This is a genomic window from Streptomyces durhamensis (assembly GCF_000725475.1).
Lineage (GTDB): Bacteria > Actinomycetota > Actinomycetes > Streptomycetales > Streptomycetaceae > Streptomyces > Streptomyces filipinensis.
Map to the genome: position 1 here is coordinate 1 of NZ_JNXR01000031.1, position 15803 is coordinate 15803.

General features: G+C 69.6%; 13 protein-coding genes, 1 tRNA gene and 2 pseudogenes. 7 read left to right on the forward strand and 9 right to left on the reverse strand.

The window, feature by feature from the left end; genetic code table 11:
• Positions 1-162: non-reducing end alpha-L-arabinofuranosidase family hydrolase (locus tag IO33_RS48155; RefSeq protein ID WP_342448383.1), on the forward strand; the 162-nt coding region annotated here is incomplete at its 5' end.
• A gap of 72 nt (positions 163-234) precedes the next feature.
• Here the strand turns inward: IO33_RS48155 and IO33_RS0134645 are convergent.
• The gene (locus IO33_RS0134645; protein WP_425347991.1) at positions 235-1941 is read right to left on the reverse strand and encodes an RICIN domain-containing protein; all 1707 of its coding nucleotides are present in this window, start codon (positions 1939-1941) and stop codon (positions 235-237) included.
• Between the two features lie 385 nt (positions 1942-2326).
• Here IO33_RS0134645 and IO33_RS0134650 point away from each other — a divergent pair.
• Positions 2327-2533 (forward strand): annotated as a pseudogene (locus IO33_RS0134650) (DNA-binding protein); the annotation flags it as partial.
• A 336-nt stretch (positions 2534-2869) separates the two neighbouring features.
• On the opposite strand, the gene IO33_RS0134655 reads toward IO33_RS0134650, so the two are convergent.
• On the reverse strand, positions 2870-3220 hold the full coding sequence (locus tag IO33_RS0134655; RefSeq protein WP_031172492.1) for a MerR family transcriptional regulator: 351 nt from the start codon (positions 3218-3220) through the stop codon (positions 2870-2872).
• Between the two features lie 638 nt (positions 3221-3858).
• On the opposite strand from IO33_RS0134655, the gene IO33_RS0134660 reads away from it, so the two are divergent.
• The gene (locus IO33_RS0134660) at positions 3859-4233 is read left to right on the forward strand and encodes a hypothetical protein (RefSeq protein WP_031172494.1); all 375 of its coding nucleotides are present in this window, start codon (positions 3859-3861) and stop codon (positions 4231-4233) included.
• 127 nt (positions 4234-4360) lie between these two features.
• Here IO33_RS0134660 and IO33_RS44710 read toward each other — a convergent pair.
• Positions 4361-4617 (reverse strand): annotated as a pseudogene (locus IO33_RS44710) (SCO5918 family protein).
• 339 nt (positions 4618-4956) lie between these two features.
• A tRNA-Gly gene (locus tag IO33_RS0134670) sits at positions 4957-5030 on the reverse strand.
• A 578-nt stretch (positions 5031-5608) separates the two neighbouring features.
• Between IO33_RS0134670 and dcd the strand changes: the two genes are divergently transcribed.
• Positions 5609-6184, forward strand: coding sequence for a dCTP deaminase (gene dcd, locus IO33_RS0134680; protein WP_031172495.1), 576 nt, complete (start codon positions 5609-5611; stop codon positions 6182-6184).
• A 14-nt stretch (positions 6185-6198) separates the two neighbouring features.
• Positions 6199-6696, forward strand: coding sequence for a phosphoribosyltransferase (locus IO33_RS0134685; RefSeq protein ID WP_031172497.1), 498 nt, complete (start codon positions 6199-6201; stop codon positions 6694-6696).
• A gap of 70 nt (positions 6697-6766) precedes the next feature.
• Here the strand turns inward: IO33_RS0134685 and IO33_RS0134690 are convergent, their stop codons facing one another.
• On the reverse strand, positions 6767-7831 hold the full coding sequence (locus tag IO33_RS0134690) for a Yip1 family protein (protein ID WP_107069454.1): 1065 nt from the start codon (positions 7829-7831) through the stop codon (positions 6767-6769).
• A 168-nt stretch (positions 7832-7999) separates the two neighbouring features.
• Complete coding sequence (locus tag IO33_RS0134695) at positions 8000-9481, reverse strand: FG-GAP and VCBS repeat-containing protein (protein ID WP_031172499.1); 1482 nt, start codon at positions 9479-9481, stop codon at positions 8000-8002.
• Between the two features lie 271 nt (positions 9482-9752).
• Here IO33_RS0134695 and IO33_RS0134700 point away from each other — a divergent pair, with 271 nt between their 5' ends.
• Positions 9753-10076, forward strand: a complete 324-nt coding sequence (locus IO33_RS0134700) for an antibiotic biosynthesis monooxygenase family protein (RefSeq protein WP_031172500.1) — start codon at positions 9753-9755, stop codon at positions 10074-10076.
• Between the two features lie 431 nt (positions 10077-10507).
• Here the strand turns inward: IO33_RS0134700 and IO33_RS0134705 are convergent, their stop codons facing one another.
• The 3 genes from IO33_RS0134705 to IO33_RS0134715 all read right to left on the reverse strand — a co-directional run bounded on the left by IO33_RS0134705 (position 10508) and on the right by IO33_RS0134715 (position 14518).
• A complete protein-coding gene (locus IO33_RS0134705) occupies positions 10508-11251 on the reverse strand; it encodes an SDR family NAD(P)-dependent oxidoreductase (protein ID WP_031172501.1) in 744 nt (247 codons plus the stop codon).
• Between the two features lie 32 nt (positions 11252-11283).
• Positions 11284-11952, reverse strand: coding sequence for a VC0807 family protein (locus IO33_RS0134710; RefSeq protein ID WP_063765843.1), 669 nt, complete (start codon positions 11950-11952; stop codon positions 11284-11286).
• Between the two features lie 298 nt (positions 11953-12250).
• Positions 12251-14518: a (Fe-S)-binding protein gene (locus IO33_RS0134715; protein ID WP_031172505.1), complete on the reverse strand. Its 2268-nt coding sequence runs from the start codon at positions 14516-14518 to the stop codon at positions 12251-12253.
• Between the two features lie 199 nt (positions 14519-14717).
• Here IO33_RS0134715 and IO33_RS0134720 point away from each other — a divergent pair, with 199 nt between their 5' ends.
• A complete protein-coding gene (locus IO33_RS0134720) occupies positions 14718-15737 on the forward strand; it encodes an MraY family glycosyltransferase (protein WP_031172506.1) in 1020 nt (339 codons plus the stop codon).
• Positions 15738-15803: the final 66 nt, after the last annotated feature.

Below are 15803 nucleotides of genomic sequence, written 5' to 3' on the forward strand. Positions count from 1 at the left end.
AACGACATCAGCCACGGCGACCTGGTCCGCACCAACCCCGACCAGACCATGACCATCGACCCCTGCAACCTGCAGTTCCTCTACCAGGGCAAGTCCCCCTCCGCGAGCGGCCCCTACGACCGACTGCCGTGGCGGCCGGGTGTCCTCACCCTCCAGCGCTGACCCGCCGCTGAGCCCGGCGAAGATGACGAATGCGCCCCCATCGGAGAGATGGGGGCGCATTCGTGCCTTCGCCTACTTGAGCGCTGTACCGCCCGAGTTGTGATAGCCGATCGTCTTGCGGATCAGGTTTCCGCCGTCGGACTCGGCCGTTGTCTGTTCCTGCTGCCCTGGACCGAAGAGCAGGCCGGCGACATGGGCGTTCGCGACCTGGTCCATGTGCGCGAAGAACCAGTCCACCTTGTCGTCCTTGTAATGGTTGAGAGTGTTGTTCTGCGCCATGTTGCCCACGGGAACCTGCCACAGGACCACCGGCTTGCCCACGGACTCGGCCATCGTCTTGTAGAACTTCAGCGCGGCGGCGGCCTTCTGGTCGGTCCAGAAGGCGTCACGGCCGCCGTGGGCCGGCTGTGCGTACCAGCCTGCGTCGCGGTCCGACACATCGGTGACCAGGAAGTCGGCGTTCTGTGCCCCGAGCTTTGCGTAGTCCTTGACGCATGCCGGTGTGTTGGTCTGCCAGTCCCAGCAGGTGAGGTGGAGCCCCACGGCGGCGTTCGGCGCGTACTTGCGCGCCATCGACATCAGGCAGCGGCTGAGTCCGGCGGCGCTGTTCTCCTGCGATCCGCAATCGGTCGGGTTGGCGGCCGAGACCTGTGCGGCAACCTGGTGCGGATCGCCGAGCGACCGGACGTAGCCCCAGAAGTCGGGCTCAAGGTCGATCGCGTCGTGCGACCTGCCGATCTTCTGGAGGAAGAAACGGTAGTCGTTCATGTACCGGGTGAGCAGGTCGAGCCTGTTGATGGCCTTGACCTCGCCCGGGCCGTCGCCCTCGCCTGCCAGATCCCCGAGGTCGCGCAACGAGTACCACGTCCAGAGCATCTTCTGCGGGCGCGGGCTGCCCTTGTACGTCGCGTGGGCCGCCACGGTGTCCCGCCAGGTCACGTAAGTGCCGGGCGCCGTGGTGCTGCCGTTCCAGCAGCCCCACCAGCTCGACCATCCGTCCTGGCAGCGCGCTGCCGAATAGGCGGCCGACGAGGGCGCGGGCCGGCTGTGTACATAGGCGTAGCGCATGTCGAACGGCGCGGCGGTCGCCGAGGCGTCAGTCATCGAGCCGCCGATGAGCACCGTGCTGCTGCCCATGAAACGTGTCGTCGGGCTGCCGCCACCGGCCGCGGGAGACGGTGCTGACGACGGCTGCGTGCCGGCACTCCCGGCGGGGACGAGTTGCCATTGCTGATCGGCGCCGCCCCGGTCGCGATCCTGGACGACGTCGCCCCCGTCGGCCTTGGCGGCGTTGTGGACCTCGACGGCCATGCCACTGAAGCGATTGATCAAACGCACGTGGCCGTCCGGCGCCTTGGCCAGTTTGAACTGCTGGTTGGTGCCGTTCAGGTCTTTCCACTGCACGAGGGCGGAGCCGGCGGTCTTCGACCAGCCGAGGTCGTCCAGCACCTTGCCGGAGTTCCGGTTCTGCAGCCGGTAGTACCCGTCACCCGCGTCGATGAACCGCCACTGCTGGTTGGCCCCGCCGTGGCGCGTCCACTGCACCACCGCCGCGCCGTCGTTCGTGGCGAAGCCGCGGTCGTCCAGCACCTTGCCGCTGTTGCGGTTGACCAGCACGTACCACTTCTTCAGATCCAGGGTCTGCTGCGCCGAAGCCTGGCTGACCACAACGGCGGAGCCGGCCACGACCACCATGACGAGGCCCGCCCAGAAACCCCGACGCGCGAGCAACCGACGGCCACGATGCTTCGGGCGACCACCGCCGGTGCGGGACGCCACCGATGACGTGGGTGGGCTGGGGACATGTCTGTGCTCTCGTTCCAGGGACATGCCTGTGCTCTCTTTCAGCCGTTGCATCTGACCGGACCACTTGGCCGGACAACACTCAGTGGTCCGAGAGGCCGAAAAGGTTGCCGCGAAGATCCACAGATCTTTTCCGCCTGCGCAGGGTGAAGGGTGGTTCGGCGGGTGACGCACCCCCACACCCGCCGATCGGCGGGGGTGGGGCAGCCGACTGCGGGATGGGCAAGGAAGCAGAACTGCAAAATAATCCCTGCGGGCAATCATCGTCTTGACCACCACTCGATCCCCGATATCCACGCGGGGTCCGGCTCTGCGTCGGGCGGACATGGCCGTGTTGGGAGGTGTGCGGCCGCCCCTGGCGGCCCTGCCGGTGCCCCAGACGGTTGCGCAGTCCGCCGCTGCTCTGCTGCGGGCTGCGGGGCTGCACGGTCACAAGTACGCCATCGAGGCCATGCTGTGCGCGACCGCCCCGCAGCATCCTGGCCGGGTGACGATCCTGACGTCTGATGTCGAGGACATCGGTCTGCTCACCGCCGGGCATCCACGTGTGCTGGCCGAGAAGGTGTGAGGAACAGAGCCGCGTCACCAGCCGGCGCGGTCCCTGCCGCCTGCCGAGAGGACCGCTGCCACGCTGGAGAGAACACCGGGTGTGCAAGTGACCGGCACCGCGAGCTTCCTGGCCGACGGCGGCGACTGCAGCACCACCGGCGTCCTGGGCGCTGCGAGCACTGGGCCACTGCGGCCCGCTGTTCACTCAGGAACTCGCCATCCGAGATGATTGGCTGACGCCAGGGCGGCGTCGGTTCGGCAGCAGCGGACCGGCGACTTTCCGAGCCGTGCTCTCCTTGCCGTGCTCTCCTTCGGCCGCAAGACGGCGTTCCGGATACGGCACGCGCCCGCGTGTTCAGGCGGAGGCGGAGCCGGCACGGCCCGCCGATTCGTTGGCGGCACGACGGTACTCGGCGTTGATGCGCTGCGCTTCCTCGAGCTGGTCCTCGAGGATGACGATGCGGCACGCGGCCTCGATCGGAGTCCCCTTGTCGACGAGCTCCCGGGCGCGCGCGGCGATCCGCAGTTGGTAGCGGGAGTACCGGCGATGTCCTCCCTCCGAGCGGAGCGGAGTGATCAGACGAGCCTCACCGATGGCCCGGAGGAAGGCCGGGGTGGCGCCGAGCATCTCGGCTGCCCGGCCCATCGTGTACGCGGGGTAGTCGTCGTCGTCCAGACGATCATTCAGGGGGTTGTCCGATGTCATGTCACCTCGTTGTGCAACGCGTCGAGGGGCCCTGGTGCGTACGGCACCAGGGCCCCGAAGGAAATTGAACACCATCGGTCGGCCCTACTGCTGTGCCGACCTTCTGTTTCCGCTACCCGGCCCGGCAGAGGGGGGTGCGGGGGGATCGCAGCTGCTTGACCGGGGACCACCATCCATTTCCGGGGTCTTGCGGTACCCGGGCCGAGTGCTGCTCGGGCCGGGCGATCCTGATGGCGTCTGCTCCTCCGTTCCTCTCTGAACCAATCACTGTGAACCGGTACTGCTGTTGGCAGCTCCTCGACGTGCGAGCCGCCCAGTGCGGCTCTCAGTCCCGTCACCGTTCTGGGAACACTCTGGCTTCGAGGCTCGAGAGCCGCACTGACCTGCGTACTTCGTATCCAGCCACCCGCCAGTTCGTGTCTGGCGGGTCTCGTCGACCTTGTCTACGAGAAGAAGCGTACCCATGTCAGGAACGAAAATCTACTCGTACAGAAGTAGATTTCACCCTTCTGGGGAAGGAAGAAGCCTGCCGCGATCGGGCCTCACCGGTGGGCGGAAGCCGCCTCCTGCCGAGCGCGCAGCCGCTTCAGCCCCACGGGCGGTTCCTGATCCAGGTGGGCCGAATAAGCTGTGCTGTCATGTCGAACCCTGATGAGCTGCTCGTCGCCATCTCCGCCGCGGTGGAGTCGGAGCGAAGCAATCAGATGTCGCTGACCGTGGTCGTCGGCGGCGCCGTCATCACCGGCCGGCTGGCTCCGGAGGCCGTGTGGAGGGAGCGGGTGGCGGAGGTCCTGAAGGACTCGGACCGTCTCGGCCCGTTCTCGGACGTCTTTGCGCGCGGTCCGCGAGGGAACCGGCCCGGTCGCGGCGAGGCGCCCACGCATTTGCACTTTCATCTCGCTCGGATCCTGCAGGGCAGCCTCGGCATCCCGGAGACGGGCGGCATGTACCGAGTCGCGATCAAGGACGTCAGCGCATGGACCGTAGGAGATCTCATCCACTTCGACCGGTGAGACGCTGCCTGCGCCCCGGTGCCCGGCCGGCGCGCTTTCCGAGCGGACGGCGACACAGCGGTGGGGCCCTGCCGGCGCGCGCCGGCAGGGCCCCACCGGGATCCTGAGGGCGGTCTCCCGCCCGTCCTCACACGGCCACGGGGCCGGTGCCGCCGAGCAGTGCGGACGCGGTGTGGAGGAGAGCGGGTCCGCCCTCGCCCACGGGCGCGCCCTCGGGGCGGTCGTGGCAGGCGAAGCCGAGACGCGTCATGGCCCGCACGACCTCGCCGGCGGTGAGGTCGGGGTCCAGTCGCGTGATGACCCGGCCCACCTGCTTGACGGGTAGCGGCGGCGGCCGATGGTCACGGACGCCCCCGTGGCGAGCTCGGGCCTGACGCCCTTCATCGAGGCCAGAACCCCGGGTGATCAAGCCTGTGCTCTCGTCGTCCCCGAGCAGACTGCGGACACGGCCATGACAAATACCGTCGGCCGGCTCGGGGCCCTGACGTGCAACCGGTGATAGCCCGGCGCGACACCGAGCATGGTTCCGGCCTCGGCACCCAACGCTGGGGCGCGGAGCGCTCGTTCGCCCACCTGCACCTGGCGTAGATGGCGTGCTCGGCTTCGGTGTCCCGCGTTCCGAGGGTCGCCAGTGCTGCTCGATCGCGGCCCCGGTCCGAGAGTCGGCATCCAAGGCACCCTGGACAACAAACAACCCCCGGGTCTCTGACCTGGGGGTTCTTATGGAGCGGGTGACGAGAATCGAACTCGCGCTCTCAGCTTGGGAAGCTGATGTTCTACCATTAAACTACACCCGCGTAAGTACGGCCACGGCCCTCGTGGAGTTGGTGTCCGGACGCTTGCTCACTGTACATCATCGCAGACCCCTGGTGCCCGGGCGCCGGGGTCTGAGTCCGTTTCAGGGGTGGGATCCGGCTGCGGGCGGGCGGAGTTGGGGCGTACCGTGGAGGCCTCGCGGAGGGTCCCGGTGGGGCCGGAGTGCCGCCTGGAGAGTCGTCTCTTTGATCCCGTAATGTGGCTTTTGTCGTCGGGGTGGGAAGCCCGACGAGGCTCTTGGGGAAGGGACTTAAGGGACTTGATGGAACGCACCGTCGTCCGCTGCGCGGACGGGCACGTCTTCAGCACCGCTTCGTTCCCGATGCAGCGGGCCGACCGGCTCGGCCCCCGCCGGCTCATGAGGTGTCCCCGGTGCGCCCGGCTCCGCAGTGTGGTGCCGGTCGCCCTGGAAAAGCGTTAGGGCGGGAGCGGGCGGCGCGGCAACACGGGCCGCAGAGGTCACACGGACAGCGCGGCGCACACCCGCCGCAGCGGTAACACAGGCGCGCGGAGTCGTCACGATTGTCACGGCTCCGCGCGCCTTGCGTATCCTCGCTACGTGCTTCTCTCAGACAAGGACATCCGGGCCGAGATCGACGCCGGGCGGGTACGGATCGATCCCTACGAAGAATCCATGGTGCAGCCGTCGAGCATCGACGTGCGGCTGGACCGCTATTTCCGGGTGTTCGAGAACCACCGCTACCCGCACATCGACCCCTCCGTCGAGCAGTCCGATCTGACGCGGCTGGTGGAGCCGGAGGGGGACGAGCCGTTCATCCTCCATCCCGGGGAGTTCGTACTCGCCTCCACCTACGAGGTCATCTCGCTGCCCGACGACCTCGCCTCGCGGCTGGAGGGGAAGAGCTCGCTCGGGCGGCTGGGCCTGGTCACGCACTCCACCGCCGGGTTCATCGACCCCGGCTTCAGCGGCCACGTCACCCTTGAGCTGTCCAACCTCGCCACGCTGCCGATCAAGCTCTGGCCGGGGATGAAGATCGGCCAGCTGTGCATGTTCCGGCTGAGCTCGCCCGCCGAGTTCCCGTACGGCAGCGAGCGCTATGGCTCCCGGTACCAGGGGCAGCGCGGACCCACCGCCTCGCGGTCCTACGTCAATTTCCATCGGACCCAGGTGTGAGGGCAGCCACAGACATGAGTGACGTTCGGGAGAACCTGACCTACGAGCGGTTCGGCGGCGCCATCCGCGAGCTCGCGCAGACCATCGCCGACGACGGGTACGAGCCCGACATCGTGCTCAGCATCGCCCGGGGCGGGGTCTTCGTCGCGGGTGGGCTCGCCTACGCCCTCGACTGCAAGAACATCCACCTCGTGAACGTGGAGTTCTACACCGGTGTGGGGACCACCCTGGAAATGCCGGTCATGCTCGCGCCCGTCCCCAACGTGATCGACTTCTCCGACAAGAAGGTACTGATCACCGACGACGTCGCCGACACCGGCAAGACGCTCAAGCTCGTGCGCGACTTCTGCCTCGACACCGTCGCCGAGGTGCGCTCCGCGGTGATCTATGAGAAGTCCCACTCCCTCGTGAAATGCGAGTACGTCTGGAAGCGGACCGACGAGTGGATCAACTTCCCGTGGAGCGTCGAGCCGCCCGTGGTGAAGCGCGCGGGGCAGGTCCTCGACGCCTGAGAACCCCGGACAGGAAAGAGGCCCCCGGCGCCGCGGCGCCGGGGGCCTCTCCCGTGTCGGTCGCGGGCCGCTAGAACGTACCCAGCTTCACTATCGACAGCAGGGCGATCAGCTGGATCGCCGACGCCCCCAGCGCCTTCGGCCAGGGCAGGTCGTGGGAGCGGGAGACCATCAGGGTCAGCAGGGCGCCCGCGCCGATCCAGGTGGCCCAGCCGAGCAGCTGCACGAAGCCGGCGTCGCCGCCGAAGAACATGGCGACGACCAGGCGGGGCGCGTCCGTGAGGGCCGTGATCAGCATGGACAGGCCGACCGTCGGCTGCCAGGCGCCGTCACCGCCGAGCTGACGGGCCAGGGTGTGCGTGACCACGCCCAGGATGAACAGGCCGAACACCATCACGACCGCCGTGATCAGCACGATCGGCACCGCGTTGGACAGCGTGGCGCTGATCGCCTCCTTGCGGGCGCCGTCGAAGCCGAACACGGCGAGCAGGCCGTAGAAGAAGGTGACGATGAGGGCGGGGGTCCACATCGTGTAGTCCCGCATGCGCAGGAAGGTCTGGTCGGGGGAGAGGACGATCCCCTTCAGCAGTTCCTTCCAGTGCAGGGGCGGGCCGAGCGGAGCGGCTGGTGCGGCGGCCGAGCCGGCCTGGTAGGTCGCGCCCTGGGTGTAGCCGGCGGCCTCGTCGACCGAGAACGCCTGGGTGTGGCCCGGGTTGTTGGCCGCGTACGGGTCGTGCCCGGCACCGCCCGGGTAGCCGCCGCCGTCCCCGAAGTACTCCGGGCCGTCGTCGCCCTGGCCCGGGTGTCCGTACGACTGGCCCTGCCTCCCGTACGGCTGCCCCTGCTGCGGGTACGGCCGCTGCGGCGCCTGCGGGTAGCCGTACGAGGGCCCCGCGGGCTGCCCGTACGACGGCCCCGCGGGCTGCCCGTACGACGGCCCCGCGGGCTGCCCCTGCTGCGGTCCGGGCCGGCCGTACGACGGTCCCTGCGGCGCCTGCTGTCCTTGGGGGGTGCGGTTGTCCCGGCCCCCGCGTCCGATCCTGAATCCAGCCACGTCAACGAACGTACCTGGTCCCGGAGAGTGACGTGCCGGGCCCGGGCTTCCGGGCCCGGCTTTGCGGCCGACCTGTGACATCCCCTAAGGGACCGTCAGCGCGTCGACCAGGGGGCCGTCAGGGGTTTCCCCCGGTTTCCCGCATTGTCCCGCCCGCGTCCGGCAGGTCACGCGGGTGGACGGTGTATCCGAAGGAGGCGTCGGCGGGCCCGGCGGCGGGTGTGTGCGGCCGGTGCCGGCTGCGGCGGATCAGTCGGCGAAGTTGGCGCCGAAGTACGGCGTACCCGTCGTCGAGACGCCCGAGGTGCTCGGGGAGACGGTGCGGGAACCGGTCGTGGTGATCTTCTTGCCGTCGGAGGGCAGGTAGGTCACCGCGCCGTTGCCGGCGTTCTCCTGGGAGCCGACGATGAGGTCGGCCTTGCCGTCGCCGGTGACGTCGTCGAGCTTGACGTCCGTGCCGAAGTAGTCGTCCTTCTCGTCGTTGCCGGGCACTCCGGGCGCGGACTGGGCGAAGCCCTGGGCGCCGGAGTCGGTGTCCAGGCCCTTGGCCGTGCCGTAGAGGACCGTGACGGCGCCGGCGTTCGTCGCGGTGCCGATGTTCTCGCCGGCCACGCCGATCGCGAGGTCGAGGAAGCCGTCGCCGTTGATGTCGCCCAGGTCCAGCTCGTAGCCGAAGAAGTCGTTGCCCTCGGCGGTGCCGGGGACGTTGCCCGTGTCCTGGGTGATGCCGGTGGGGTTGGTGGTGATCGGTCCGCCGTCGGAGCCGTAGGTGATCCAGACCTTGCCGCCCTTGCCGGAGTCGGGGACCGCCGTGCCGTCCGCGTCGGTCGGGTTCCAGTAGGCGCCGCTGACGACATCGCCGTAGCCGTCGCCGTCGATGTCGCCGATCGCGGTGATCACGCCGGGCTTGAGCGTCTCGGACCAGGACATCCTCAGACCGGTCGAGGAGCCGGGAACGTAGTAGTTCTTGTTCCAGCCCTGGTCGGTCGCGGTCTCGTAGCCGTCGATCACCAGATCGGTCTCGGGGCCGCCGTTGATGTTGCCGGCGGTCAGGTTCAGCGGTCCGCCCGCGTCGGTGCCCATGATCGGGGGCTTGATCGTGTACGTGCCGCCGGGCACGCCGGAGGCGTTGATGCCGCCCTTGAGGACATAGATGGTGGCGGCGGAGCTGCCGACGGCCAGGTCGGCCTTGCCGTCGCCGTCGAAGTCGCCGGCGGCGAGGTTCTTGCCCCAGTAGTCGTGCGCGGTGGGGGCCGGGTCGGCGACCGTGACGCCCTTGCCGGTGATGCCGGAGGCCGAGCCCCACAGGATCGCCAGGCCGCCGCCGTCCTTGTCGCTGCCGACGTCCTCGCCCCAGGAGCCGACGGCGATGTCGTCGTAGCCGTCGCCGTTGAAGTCGGCGTAGGCGGTCTCCGCGCCGAAGTGGTCGCCGGCCTCGGCGGTACCGGGGTTGCCGGCGGTGTTCTGGCTGATCGTGGAGCGCTTGGCGGACGAGACGCCGCCGGTCCTGGAGCCGTAGAGGACGACCAGCTGGCCGGCGCCGCTCCTGCCGTTCACGTAGGCGCCGTCGGCGGAGAAGGCCACGTCGCCGATCCCGTCGCCGTTGAAGTCGGCCTGCGGGACACGGGTGGAGTCCGCGGCCGTGGCGGTCACGGCCGAGAACGTGAGCAGACCGCCCGTCAGCGCGGCCGCGGTGGCCGTCGCGAGGGCGAGTCGCAGGGGCTTGTGCATGCGGGTTTCTCCTGCTGCATGCGGGGATGCCTGGCGGGCATCCACAGTCGATGGGGTGCGGTCCGCCCCTGTTCGCCGTGGGTTGTCCCACGGTTCACCGGGCGGTCGGCGATCAGGAGACCCCTCGGGGTGCGTAAGGGTTGTACGTGAGATCGGTAAATTCACGGGACCGCCTGGCGCGTCGGGTTGCGCCGCCATGGCCTCGGGAACTCCGAGCGCGCCGACACCCCGCGAGTGCGCCGGCCGGGCGACGGTGGGCCAGGATGGGGCCATGAGCGTTGTGAAGATCAATGTGCTGACCGTCCCTGCCGAGCAGCGGGAGGTGTTGGAGAAGCGGTTCGCCTCGCGGGCCCACGCGGTGGAGAACTCCGACGGCTTCGAGTGGTTCGAGCTGCTGCGGCCCGTCGAGGGCACCGACACGTACCTCGTGTACACGCGCTGGCGTGACGAGGAGTCGTTCCAGGCGTGGATGGAGGGACCGATGAAGGCCGCGCACCAGGGCGGCGCGGAAGGGGAACGGCCGAAGCCGGCGGCCTCCGGGTCCACGCTGTGGTCCTTCGAGGTGGTCCAGCAGGCGGGTCCGAAGAGCGCGTAGCGCCGCCGCGTGCGCCGCAAGCCCCGCCGTCGTAGGCCCCCCTGCGCGGGCGGATCGGCGGCGGGGCGCCCGCGCACGAAGGCGGCTGGTGTCCACGGAGGACGTGCGGTCTGCGGCTGGTGTCCACGGAGGGACGTGCGGTCTGCGGCTGGTGTCCGTGCAGGCGGTGCGGTTTGCAGCTCGTGTCCACGGGGGCATGCGGTTTGCGGCTCGTGTCCATGGGGCGGATGCGGTTTCCGGCTCGTGTCCGTGCAGGCGGTGCGGTCTGCCGCCGATGACCACGGTCTCCGTCACTGTCTCCGTTCGCCGCTGCGGTGATCCGCCGTCCGCGGATGCTGGCGGCACCCGCCGGAACCCGGTGCGCCCGCGCGCACATCAGCAGGAGAAGGCAGCGGCCGGATCTGTGACGGCACCGGCAGGACCGCTCGCTGTCAGGCGTGGGTGCGTGCCAGGTCCAGCCGTGGGAAGGCCACCGGTTCCGGGGCGCGGCCTGCCTGCAGCACATAGGCCTGCCCCGTCTCCTCGCCCGCCGCGATCCCGGCGGCCGACGCGGCGATCTCGGCGGGCTCGGCCAGTGCGTATCCCTCGCCGACGAGGTAGGCGACGGCCTCCGGTGACAGGATCGGGGTCCGGACGAAGCCCGGGCAGAGGGCGTTGATCCGTACCCCCTTCTCCTGCCAGGCCGGGGCCAGCGAGCGGACGAGCCCGATCACGCCGTACTTGGTGGCCGCGTAGACGGGGTCGAAGGGCGCCGCGCCGACCCCGGCCATGCTGGAGGTCACCAGCAGTGAGCCTCCGCCGTGCGCGGCGAGCGCGGGCAGCGCCGCGTGCAGCCCGAACATCACGCCGTGCAGGTTCACCGCCAGGACGCGGTGCCGGCGCCGGGTGTCGTAGTCGTCCTCGCCGAATCCGCCGCCGTCGCCGATCCCGGCGTTCAGGTGGACGAGGTCGAGCCCGCCGTACGTCTGCACGGCGGTGTCGATCAGCGCCCGGTTGTCCTCCTCGCCGGTGGTGTCGCACCGGACGAACAGCCCGCCCACCTCCTCGGCGACGGCCGCACCGCCGGCCTCGTCGATGTCCGCGACGACGACGCGTGCCCCGAGCCCGGCGAAGTGCCGCGCCACCGCCGCACCGATTCCGCTCGCCGCCCCCGTGACCACGACGACCTGTGTCATGTTCCCGCTCCCTGATGGTTTCCGGTGGGGTGTCAGGCCGCCGTGGCCGTCGCGGCCTCGTGCCGGATAGCGGCGATCCGGGCGGGCCTGCGGCCGTAGCGGCGGCTGAAGACCTCCAGGCCCACGAACAGCGCCACGTACTGGAGCGTGGTCACCAGCATCACCGAGTCGACGGGCAGCGTGTAGGCGAGCACCACCCGTACGCCCGAGTCCAGCAGCAGGCCCGCGCCCCAGACCGCCGTCAGCAGCCGCATCAGGTGGCGGAACGTCGGCGACGCCTGCCAGTCGTGTTCCAGCTGAGCGCGCCGCTCGCCCCGCGCCACCGACGACAGGAGCCGGTGGATGACCGGCTGTCCGCGCAGCGTGGCCAGGAACACCAGCCCGACGATCCCCGTCATCCAGCCGTCCTTGGCGAACATGAACCGCGGGCTGCCCGTCACCGCCGACAGCGCCGCGCCGAGCGCGACCAGGGCGAGGACCAGGGCGCCCAGCATCCCGACGCGCCGTTCCCGCACCACCGTCAGCAGTGCCTCCAGCACCGGCGGTACGGCGCTCGCCAGCACCGCCCACCACAGGCCGGTCCCGGCGGCCCGCAGGCCGTAGAAGACGGCCAGCGGCGCGGCGACGTTCAGCGCCAGGCTCTGCACCAGCAGCCTGTTCGACGATCCCGCGTGCTCGCTGCCGGTGTGCGTCCCCGTCATGTCCTTCACCCTCGTCGTCGTTCGTGGCGGCCGGGTGTGTTCCCGGTGCCTTCGACGCTACGGAGCCGAGGGGGCGTGCACACGGGGTCCAGGTGCCGGGAGGGGGTGGGGCTGGGCCCACCTCCGTACGGGGTCCGGACCCACCCCGTCCGGCCTCCGTACGGGCCACACCGGTGACCCATGACCACGACCGTCGGAGGCGTCGCCGGCGGTGCCGGCCCATCTGAACGGGACCGTGTGAACGACGGCGCCCCCTGCCTGTGCGAAGCAGGGGGCGCCGTCCGTCAGGGAGCCGCTGTCACTTGGCCGGCTCGGGCTCCGGCTCGCTCTCGCTCTCCGGCTCGCCGGCCGGGTCGAGCGGCGTGCGGACGGAGTCGAGGAGCAGCTGGGCGACGTCCACGACCTGGATGGACTCCTTGGCCTTGCCGTCGTTCTTCTTGCCGTTGACCGAGTCGGTCAGCATGACGAGGCAGAACGGGCAGGCGGTGGAGACGATGTCCGGGTTGAGGGCGAGAGCCTCGTCGACGCGCTCGTTGTTGATGCGCTTGCCGATCCGCTCCTCCATCCACATCCGGGCGCCGCCGGCGCCGCAGCAGAAGCCGCGCTCCTTGTGGCGGTGCATCTCCTCGTTCCTGAGGCCCGGGACCTTGCCGATGATCTCGCGCGGGGGCGTGTAGATCTTGTTGTGGCGGCCCAGGTAGCACGGGTCGTGGTAGGTGATGATGCCCTCGACCGGGGTGACGGGGATCAGCTTGCCCTCGTCCACCAGGTGCTGCAGCAGCTGGGTGTGGTGGATGACCTCGTAGTCGCCGCCGAGCTGCGGGTACTCGTTGCCGAGCGTGTTGAGGCAGTGCGGGCAGGTGGCGACGATCTTCTTGGCCGACTTCGGCTTCTTGGTCGACTCGTCCTCGTCATCCTCGCCGAAGGCCATGTTCAGCGCGGCCACGTTCTCCATGCCGAGCTCCTGGAACAGGGGCTCGTTGCCGAGGCGGCGGGCGGAGTCACCGGTGCACTTCTCGTCGCCGCCCATGATCGCGAACTTCACGCCCGCGATGTGCAGCAGCTCCGCGAAGGCCTTGGTGGTCTTCTTGGCGCGGTCCTCCAGGGCGCCGGCGCAGCCGACCCAGTACAGGTACTCGACCTCGGTGAGGTCCTCGATGTCCTTGCCGACGACCGGGACCTCGAAGTCGACCTCCTTGGTCCACTCCAGGCGCTGCTTCTTCGCCAGGCCCCAGGGGTTGCCCTTCTTCTCCAGGTTCTTGAGCATCGTGCCCGCCTCGGACGGGAACGCGGACTCGATCATCACCTGGTAGCGGCGCATGTCGACGATGTGGTCGACGTGCTCGATGTCCACCGGGCACTGCTCGACGCAGGCGCCGCAGGTGGTGCAGGACCACAGGACGTCCGGGTCGATGACGCCGTTCTCCTCGGCGGTGCCGATCAGCGGGCGCTCGGCCTCGGCGAGCGCGGCGGCGGGGACGCCGGCCAGCTGCTCCTCGGAGGCTTTCTCCTCGCCCTCCATGGTCTTGCCGCCGCCGGCCAGCAGGTACGGCGCCTTGGCGTGGGCGTGGTCCCGCAGGGACATGATCAGCAGCTTCGGGGAGAGCGGCTTGCCGGTGTTCCAGGCGGGGCACTGCGACTGGCAGCGGCCGCACTCGGTGCAGGTGGAGAAGTCCAGCAGGCCCTTCCAGGAGAACTGCTCGACCTGGGAGACGCCGAAGACGTCGTCGTCGCCGGGGTCGGTGAAGTCGATCTGCTTGCCGCCCGAGGTCATCGGGAGCAGGGCGCCGAGGGAGGTCTCACCGGTGGCGTTGCGCTTGAAGAAGATGTTCGGGAACGCCAGGAAGCGGTGCCAGGCCACGCCCATGTCAGTCTTCAGGGCGACCGTGATCATCCAGATGAAGGAGGTCGCGATCTTCAGCCCGGCGAAGAAGTAGGTGAGGTTCTGGAGCGTGGAGACGTTCATGCCCTTCAGCCAGGACACCACCGGGTACGAGATGAAGAACGAGGCCTCGTAGCCGTCGACGTGGTGCTGGGCGCCCTCCAGGGCGTGCAGCATGAAGATGCAGACGCCGACGATGAGGATGACGGCCTCGACGAAGTACGCCTGGCCGAAGTTGGAGCCGGCGAAGCGGGACTTGCGGCCCGGGCGGCGGGGGTGGCTCAGCTGACGGATCGCGATCAGGACGAGGATGCCGACGACCGTCATCGTGCCGATGAACTCGACGTAGACGTTGTACGGCGCCCACTCGCCGATGACCGGCAGGATCCAGTCCGCCTTGAACAGCTGGCCGATCGCGTTGACGATCGTCAGCAGCAGGGTGAAGAAGCCCACCGCGACGAACCAGTGCGCCACACCGACGACGCCCCAGCGGTTCATCCGGGTGTGGCCGAGGAACTCCCTGACCACGGTGAGGGTGCGCTGCGCGGGGTCGTCGGTCCGCGCTCCGGCCGGCACCGGCTGGCCGAGGCGCATGAAGTTGAAGATCTGGAGGAGGGCGCGGCCGAACAGTGCCACGCCGACCACGATCAGGACCAGCGACACGATGATCGCGGCGAGTTGCATTGGGGCTCCTGAGGCGGCCTCGAACTGACTGAGCGACTTAAACGGCTACATTACTAAGCGGTAACTTATGCAGTCCGTCTGAGACTACCCCCATCTTCCTGCGGGATGCAGCCGGGCGCGGGGTGATGCGCATCATCCCACGGGTCATCGGATCGTGTTATTCATACCGAATTGCTACATTCGCCCCTACCTTAGAGCCGTGCTCTACGGGATCGCCGCCGCCACCGCCGCCCTGCTCCTCGCCGCCGTCCTCGCGGCGCTGCTCAGGGTTCCCGCGCTGCGGGCCGGCATCGTCGACCGGCGCCGACAGCGGCGGCTGCCGCTGTTCGGCGGCCTCGCCGTGGTGGTCGTCACCTCTCTGGTCGCCTGGACGGGCCAGTGGACCCGGGTCGCCCCGCTCGGCGAGGGGGTCGGCCGCCTGCTGGTCGCCGCCTGCTCGGTCGCCGCGCTGGGTCTGGTCGCGGACGTGTGGCGGCTGCGCGCGCGGGTGCTCGTCGCCGGTACGGCCGTGGCGGCGGCCTGTGTGGTGCCGTACGACGAGACGGGCGTGCTGGGCGGGCTGCTCGCGCTGGCGTGGATCGTCGCGGCCTCCCTCGCCTTCAAGGGGCTCGATCACGCGGACGGGCTGGCCGGCACCGTCGGTGTCGTCACCGCCTTCGGTGCCGGGGCCTGCGCCGCCGCCGAGGTGATGGACGGGCTCGCCGTGCTGCTGAGCGTGTTCGCCGCCGCCCTCACCGGCTTCCTGATGCACAACTGGCACCCCGCCCGGATCGGGCTCGGCAACTGCGGCTCGCTGTTCACCGGATTCCTGCTGGCGTCGTCCCTCGTCTTCACGCGCGCGGGGTACGAACTCCTGCCGAGCGCGGCGGTGGTGTTCTGCCTCGGCGCGGTGGCGATCGCCGACGCCGTCCTCGTGGTCCTGGCCCGGGGGCTGGCCCGGCGTCCGCTGCTGCGGCGCGGTCCCGACCATCTCGCGCACCGGATGCGGCCGCTCGGGCTCACCCCGCCCGGATCCGTCGTGCTGCTGGGCGCCGGCTCGTTCTCCTCGGTACTCGTCGGGGTGCTCGTGCACACCGGGTGGACGGGGGAGGGGGCCGTGCTCTGGGTGGCCGGAGCGGCGCTGCTGGTGGTGCTCGTCCTCCTTCGCATGCCTGTCCAGTCACCCAGACGCACGGAATCATCGCAGGTCAGAGGCCAGTTGCGTGTAAGGAACGGATAAGACTTGAGTCCCCGCGACTCAGGTCTGTTGACCCAGCGGTGGACGTCATGCACACTTGAGTCCGTT

What these genes read in the sequence shown, in the direction of transcription:
- IO33_RS0134655 (WP_031172492.1), bottom strand. Translation starts at nt 3,220, where the DNA reads ATGACATCGGACAACCCCCTGAATGATCGTCTGGACGACGACGACTAC.
- IO33_RS0134660 (WP_031172494.1), top strand. Translation starts at nt 3,859, where the DNA reads ATGTCGAACCCTGATGAGCTGCTCGTCGCCATCTCCGCCGCGGTGGAG.
- IO33_RS0134685 (WP_031172497.1), top strand. Translation starts at nt 6,199, where the DNA reads ATGAGTGACGTTCGGGAGAACCTGACCTACGAGCGGTTCGGCGGCGCC.
- IO33_RS0134690 (WP_107069454.1), bottom strand. Translation starts at nt 7,831, where the DNA reads ATGTCACAGGTCGGCCGCAAAGCCGGGCCCGGAAGCCCGGGCCCGGCA.
- IO33_RS0134695 (WP_031172499.1), bottom strand. Translation starts at nt 9,481, where the DNA reads ATGCACAAGCCCCTGCGACTCGCCCTCGCGACGGCCACCGCGGCCGCG.
- IO33_RS0134700 (WP_031172500.1), top strand. Translation starts at nt 9,753, where the DNA reads ATGAGCGTTGTGAAGATCAATGTGCTGACCGTCCCTGCCGAGCAGCGG.
- IO33_RS0134705 (WP_031172501.1), bottom strand. Translation starts at nt 11,251, where the DNA reads ATGACACAGGTCGTCGTGGTCACGGGGGCGGCGAGCGGAATCGGTGCG.
- IO33_RS0134710 (WP_063765843.1), bottom strand. Translation starts at nt 11,952, where the DNA reads ATGACGGGGACGCACACCGGCAGCGAGCACGCGGGATCGTCGAACAGG.
- IO33_RS0134715 (WP_031172505.1), bottom strand. Translation starts at nt 14,518, where the DNA reads ATGCAACTCGCCGCGATCATCGTGTCGCTGGTCCTGATCGTGGTCGGC.